The organism is Kitasatospora sp. GP82, assembly GCF_029892105.1.
Lineage (GTDB): Bacteria > Actinomycetota > Actinomycetes > Streptomycetales > Streptomycetaceae > Kitasatospora.
Genome location: NZ_JARZAJ010000099.1, coordinates 1 through 6316, shown reverse-complemented (window position 1 = coordinate 6316; position 6316 = coordinate 1). Strand labels below are relative to the sequence as shown.

Here is a 6316-nt window from a genome sequence, read left to right as displayed (position 1 = left end):
GCGCCCCCCCCCCCCCCCCGCGGGCGGCGTGGGGGTCGCGCCCGGCCCCCCCCCCCCCCCCCCGGCCCCCCCCCCCCCCCCCCCCCCCCCCCCCCCCCCCCGACTCCCGCACCCCCGAGCCGAAGAACTCCCCCGCGCGCCCCCGAGCACTGGAAGAACACGCATCACCGGACGACACCCCACAGCCATCCACACCAATCGAGGTTCAGCCATGAAGACCGTCAACATAGACGTCACCCTGCGGGATGGCGGCTATCGCAACAGTTTCGACTTCCCGCTCGAATACGCCCTCAAGCACGCCAGGTTGAGTGTCGAGGCCGGCTTCGACTGGGTCGAGGCCGCCTACCGCAAGGGCTCCTTCGCACCGACGCCCAACCTCGGGCTGACCGGTCGCGGTGAGGACGAGTACCTGGCCGCGATGGCCGAGGTGATCGGAGCCGAGCACGTCGGAGTGATCCTGCACCCGAAGAACATCACCGAGGACGACCTGCCGGACATGTACCGGGCCGGTGCCAGGCTCGTCAGAATCTGCCTTCCGGTCTCCGACCCCGAGCCCGGCCTCGAGTACGTCCGCCAGGCGAAGGAGCTCGGCTACACCGTCTGCGTCAATCTGACCCGGGTCAGCCAACTGCCCTTCCGCAGCATCGTGGACGTCGCCGCCGCGAGCTCCGAGGCCGGCACCGACGTGGTCTACCTGGCGGACTCCAACGGCAGCCTGACGCCCGGCGAGGTGGCCCGGCTGACCTCGGTGACCAAGTCGGTCACCGACAGCGCGGTCGGCCTGCACGCCCACAACAACCTGGGCCTCGCGCTGGCCAACGCGATCAGCGCGGTGGACCACGGCGCCAGCTGGATGGACTCCGCCGTCCAGGGCATGGGCAAGGGTCCCGGCAACCTGATCGCCGAGCAGTGGGCCGCCCACGTGGACCGCTCGGTCCCGCACCAGTTCGACCTCGGCCCGACCCTGGAGCTGGCCGACATGCTGCTCGCCGCGATTCCCGAGGCCACCCCCTCACTGCCGCTGCCCGACCTGCTGATGGGCCAGTACGACCTCTCGGTCGAGCACCGCAAGAGCTTCGGTGACGAGCACCGGGAGAGCCTGCGCACCGCCCGTCACCTGTCCGGCCGGGTCCTGAGCCCGACGGGTGCCTCCGACGGCCCGCTGCTCACCACGGCGGTCAACCCCGCCGCGGCGCTCGCCCAGTCCGTCCTCTCCGCGGCGGCGCAGTGACCGTCCGCGGGCTCCCGGTGGTGTCGGCGGTCTTCACCCCGAAGACCGCCCCCGCCACCGGCAACGCCCTCGTCCTGGCGCCCGTCATACCCGAGTGGGACGGCGGCACCTTCTTCGCCCCCGTGATCCGCACCCTGTTGCGGACCGGCCTGCGGGTCACCGTCCTGGACACCCTGTCCGTCTGGGACGAGACGGTGGCCGACCTGCCCGCGTTCGTCGATCGCTGGGCCGAGCTGCTGACCCGGTTCGCCAAGCCCGACCTGCTCTGCGGCAACGCGCTGGGCGGCGCCGTCGCTCAGGCGCTGCTGCCCGCCCTCGACCCCGGCACGGCCGCACTGCTGGTCTCCGCACCGGCCGTGGCCGACCCGGTGCTCGACGCCCGGCTGACCGAGATCGGCGACCTGGCCGCGGCCGGACGCACCGCCGACTCCCTGGCACTGCTGCACCGTTACGTCCTGCCGGAGGGCGTCGAGCCCTTCGACTCCTGCGCCGCCACCTCGCGGGGAGCGGCCGGGGACGACCCGCAGGCCGGTCGGCGGATGGCCACCGGAATGCGGCTGCTGCCCGGTGTCGATGTGTCGAAGCAGGTCACCGGGCACCCCGGGCCGCTGCTCGGCATCGTCGGCGGCCTCTCCCGGCTGGTCGGCCTGCGCCACACCGCCGCTGCCGCGCACCACCGGGTGCACGAGATCCCCGGGTGCGGGATGCGCCCGCACTCCGAACGGCCCGACCTGGTCGACGGCCTGGTCGAATCCTTCCTCCACGAGAACGGACTGTCATGAAGAGCATCGCGGTGCTGCCGGGTGACGGCATCGGACCCGAAGTGGTCGACGCCGCCCTGCCTGTGATCGAAAAGCTCGGCCTGCCACTGGACTTCAGGTTCGGCGACATCGGCTGGGAATGCTGGCGCAGCGGCGGCGATCCCGTCCCCGAACAGACCTGGCAGCTGCTCTCCGAGACCGACACCTGCCTGCTCGGCGCCATCACCAGCAAGCCGCTGCGCGAGGCGGAGGACGAGCTCGCCGACGGACTCCGGGGCACCGGGCTGCGGTTCGTCTCCCCCGTCGTCCAACTGCGCCAGCGCCTGGGCCTGTACGCCAATGTCAGGCCGGTGGCCGACCTGGACCACGGTCGCTTCGACTTCGTGGTGATCCGCGAGAACACCGAGGGCCTCTACGCCGGCCTGGACTTCCACGGCCTGGACCCCGCACTGTGGGAGGCCGTCCGTACGCACCCCAACGCCGCTGCCTCCGGCGCCGCCGACACCAGCGTCACCCTTCGGCTGCAGACCCGCTTCGGCATCGACCGGCTGCTGCGCTTCGGTTTCGAGTACGCCCGCAGCCACGGCTACCGGCTGCTCACCCTGGTGGACAAGCCCAACGTGCTCCGCAACAGCTCCCACCACCTGCGTGAGCGGCTGGAGTTGATGGCGACGGAGTACCCGGAGATCGAGACCGAGATCCTCAACGTGGACGCGGTCGCGCTCTGGATGGTCCGCCGGCCGGAGCGCTTCGGTGTCCTGGTCGCCGAGAACATGTTCGGCGACATCCTGTCCGACCTCGGCGCGGGCGTGATGGGCGGCCTCGGGCTCGCCTCCAGCGGCAACATCGGCGACCAGGGCAGCTACTTCGAACCCGTGCACGGCAGCGCCCCCGGTATGGCCGGTCAGGGCAGGGCCAACCCGGTCGCCACCCTGCTGACCGTCGCCCAGCTGCTGAACCATCTGGACCTTCCGGTCCCGGCCGGTCAGCTCCGCGAGGCGGTCGCCACCGTGGTCCGGGCCCGCCGCACCGTCACCTACGACCTGGGCGGAACCGCCACCACCCGGCAGGCCGCCGATGCCGTCGCCCACGAACTGGGCGCCACCACCGCACACTTCGAGGAGCAGCGATGACCGGCAGCAGCCCGGCCGCGGCAGTCGTCGCGACGGCCGTCCCCGTGTCCGTGGTGGAGCGGCTGGCCGCACTCGACACCGCCTCGGTCTCCGATGCCCTCGACAGCCTCGGCGTCACCGGCGTTCTGGCGGGCATCGCCGCCCGCGTGCCCGGCACCCGGACGGCCGGGATCGCCTACACCATCACCTACCGGCCGGTGGACGCCGACGCGGCCGGGTCGCAGTTCCGCAACGCGGCGAACTACCTGGACGACGTACCGGCCGGATCGGTGGTCGTGGCCGACAACGGCGGCCGCACCGACTGCACCAACTGGGGCTCGCTGCTCACCGCCGTGGCCCGCTCGCGTGGCGTGCGCGCTACCGTCCTGCACGGTTCGGCCCGGGACATCGCGGAGATCCGGGCCGCCGGCTACCCGCTGTTCAGCAGCGGCGTCACCATGGTCAGCGGCAAGAACCGGGTCCAACTGGCCGCCACCGGGCTGCCGGTGGACGTCCACGGCACCGTGGTACGGCCCGGGGACGTCATCGTCGCGGACGACAACGGCGCACTCGTGGTGCCGGCCCACCTCGCCGCCGAGGTCGCCGAGCGCGCCGAGCGGGTGGAGCAGACCGAGCAGGCGATCGCCGCCGCGGTCCGCGACGGCCTGCGCCTGGACGAGGCCAGGCAGCGTTTCGGCTACGCCCGCCCGTGGGACGGCCCCGCGACGGGTGCGACCGGTGCGACGGGTGCGACCGGTGCTTGAGCTCACCGGCCGGGTGGTCGATGTCCACTACCACGCCGGCCCCGACCTCTACCTACGGCGCTTCACTTCCTGCCAGGCTGGCCGGGCCTACGCCGCGATCGACGGCTGGGTGGTGATCAAGAGCCACCTGGGCTCCACCGCCGCCCAGTCCTGGGAGAGCCGCCAGGCCGGACTCCCGGTCTCCGGCGCGGTGGTGCTCAACGATCTGGCGGGCGGCATCCAGACCCGGGTGATGGAGCAGGCCGTGTACGAGCACGGGCCCGACGCCCCGGCCCGGCTGGTGGTCCATCTGCCCACCCTGGCCGGGGCCGCACACCGCTCCAAGCTCCACCGCGCGCCCTTCCACCCACTGCTGGACGCCGACCGCTGGCGCGGTGCCGGGGTGCTGGCCGAGGACGGGAGGCTGCGCCCGGAGGTGACCGAGGTGCTGCGCGCCGCCCGTGACCTGCCGGTGGTGCTCGCGACCGGTCACTGCACCCGGGAGGAGATCCTCACCGTGGTGGCCGAAGCCGTGCGGCTCGGCCTGCCCAGGGTACTGCTCACCCATGCCACCCACCCGATCTCCGGCCTCACCCCGGCCGATCTGGCCGACCTGGCCGACGTCGACGGCCTCTACGTCGAACTCACCTTTCTGACACGCCTGTTGGGTCATCACGACGCGGAGATGTTCCGCGCCACACTGACCGGCCACCCCCGGGTGGTCTACAGCTCGGACCTCGGCCAGCCCGACCAGCCCGATCTCGCCGGGTGGCGGCAGCAGAGCGACCTCTGGTTCGCCGAGGCCGGCCTGAGCGCCGAGGAGATCACTCGCGTCACCTCCGTCAACCCAGCCGCGCTGCTCACCGTCTGACGCCGCCCTAGGCGATCGGACCTTAGCCAGATCGGGCCGGCCCTCCTCGGGTCGGCCCGATCGGCGGCGAACCACCGTGCAAGGGAAGCATCGTGACCACTCTGACCATCACCGCGACCACCTCACCGCCCGACAGCAGCGCCCTGCGGACCGACATCCGCCGTCTCGGCGACCTGCTCGGCGCCACCCTGGTCCGCCAGCAGGGCCCGGAACTCCTCGACCTGGTCGAGGAGGTGCGCTGGCTCACCCGCACCGACGACCAGGCCGCGGCTGCGCTACTGGAGGAGACCGACCTGGACTCCGCCGTCCACCTGGTCCGGGCCTTCGCCACCTACTTCCATCTGGCCAATATCGCCGAACAGGTGGACCGCGCACGGCAGATCGACCTGCGCCGACGTGACGGGTCCGTCCTCGCACACACCGCGGACCGGCTGGCCGACGCCGACCCGCAGCACCTGGCCGAGGCCGTGGCCGCCCTCGCGGTGCGCCCGGTGTTCACCGCCCACCCCACCGAGGCGGCCCGTCGCACAGTGCTCAACAAGCTCCGCCGGATCGCCGAGCTGCTCGAAGAAGGCCAGTGCACACAGGCCCGCACCGACCGCCAACTCGCCGAGGCCATCGACCTGCTGTGGCAGACCGACGAGATCCGCGCCACCCGTCCCGAGCCCGCCGACGAGGCCCGCAACGCCGTCTACTACCTGGACGAGCTCTACCGGTCCACCGTTCCCGCCGTACTCGCCGACCTGACCGCCGAGTTGGCCCGGATCGGGGTCGAACTACCGGACACGGCAAGGCCGCTGGCCTTCGGCACCTGGATCGGCGGCGACCGCGACGGCAACCCGAACGTCACCCCGGAGGTCACCCGCCAGGTCCTGCGCCTCCAGCACGAGTACGGCATCAAGGGCGCGCTGCGGATCACCGAGCAGCTGCGGGCCACGCTCTCCTCCTCCGACCGGCTCTCGGCCGCCGGTCCCGAACTGCTGGACAGCCTGGCCGCCGACCTCGCCGCCCTGCCCGAACTGGATCCGCGCCACCTGCGCCTCAACGCACAGGAGCCGTACCGGCTGAAGGCCACCTGCATCCGGCAGAAGCTGCTCCACACCGCCGAACGCCTCTCCACCGGGTCCCCGCACACCCCGGGCCGGGACTATCTCGGCACCGGCGAGCTGATCGCCGACCTGGTACTGATCCAGGACTCGCTGCGCTCCCACCGCGGTGAGCTGATCGCCGACGGCAGCGTCGCCCAGGCGATCGCCGCCGTCCGCGCCTTCGGCCTCCAGCTGGCCACCCTGGACATCCGCGAGCACGCCGAGGCCCACCACCAGACCCTGGACCGCCTCTACGGCGGCACATACGCCGGACTCACCCGCGAGCAGCGCCAGCAGCTGCTCGCCGGGGAGTTGCGCTCACGCCGCCCGCTGTCGGGCGTGGCCACCGAACCGGACCGCACCCTCGGCACCTTCCACACCATCAGGGAGATCGGCGAGACCTACGGGCCCGAGGTCGTCGAGAGCTACATCATCTCGATGTGCCAGGGCGCGGACGACGTCTTCGCGGCGACGGTACTGGCCCGCGAGGCCGGGCTGATCGACCTGCAC

The 6316-nt window shown here is 72.4% G+C and carries 6 protein-coding genes; all 6 read left to right on the top strand.

From position 1 onward, the window contains the following. The first annotated feature begins 211 nt into the window (after positions 1-211). Positions 212-1231 carry a hypothetical protein gene (locus P3T39_RS37080; RefSeq protein ID WP_280703736.1) on the top strand — a complete coding sequence of 340 codons (1020 nt, stop codon included), beginning with the start codon at positions 212-214 and terminating at the stop codon, positions 1229-1231. After that, positions 1228-2013 carry an alpha/beta hydrolase gene (locus tag P3T39_RS37075; RefSeq protein WP_280703735.1) on the top strand — a complete coding sequence of 262 codons (786 nt, stop codon included), beginning with the start codon at positions 1228-1230 and terminating at the stop codon, positions 2011-2013. The genes P3T39_RS37080 and P3T39_RS37075 overlap by 4 nt, the downstream gene beginning before the upstream one ends. Continuing rightward, positions 2010-3125, top strand: a complete 1116-nt coding sequence (locus tag P3T39_RS37070; protein ID WP_280703734.1) for an isocitrate/isopropylmalate family dehydrogenase — start codon at positions 2010-2012, stop codon at positions 3123-3125. Before P3T39_RS37075 ends, P3T39_RS37070 begins: the two co-directional genes overlap by 4 nt. Further along, positions 3122-3868 (top strand): RraA family protein, encoded by a 747-nt coding sequence (locus P3T39_RS37065; protein ID WP_280703733.1) that lies wholly within the window; start codon positions 3122-3124, stop codon positions 3866-3868. The genes P3T39_RS37070 and P3T39_RS37065 overlap by 4 nt, the downstream gene beginning before the upstream one ends. Then, positions 3861-4718, top strand: a complete 858-nt coding sequence (locus P3T39_RS37060; RefSeq protein ID WP_280703732.1) for a DUF6282 family protein — start codon at positions 3861-3863, stop codon at positions 4716-4718. The genes P3T39_RS37065 and P3T39_RS37060 overlap by 8 nt, the downstream gene beginning before the upstream one ends. A 92-nt stretch (positions 4719-4810) precedes the next feature. After that, on the top strand, positions 4811-6316 hold a 1506-nt coding region (locus P3T39_RS37055; RefSeq protein ID WP_280703731.1), incomplete at its 3' end, for a phosphoenolpyruvate carboxylase.

What these genes read in the sequence shown, in the direction of transcription:
- P3T39_RS37070 (WP_280703734.1), top strand. Translation starts at nt 2,010, where the DNA reads ATGAAGAGCATCGCGGTGCTGCCGGGTGACGGCATCGGACCCGAAGTG.
- P3T39_RS37080 (WP_280703736.1), top strand. Translation starts at nt 212, where the DNA reads ATGAAGACCGTCAACATAGACGTCACCCTGCGGGATGGCGGCTATCGC.
- P3T39_RS37065 (WP_280703733.1), top strand. Translation starts at nt 3,122, where the DNA reads ATGACCGGCAGCAGCCCGGCCGCGGCAGTCGTCGCGACGGCCGTCCCC.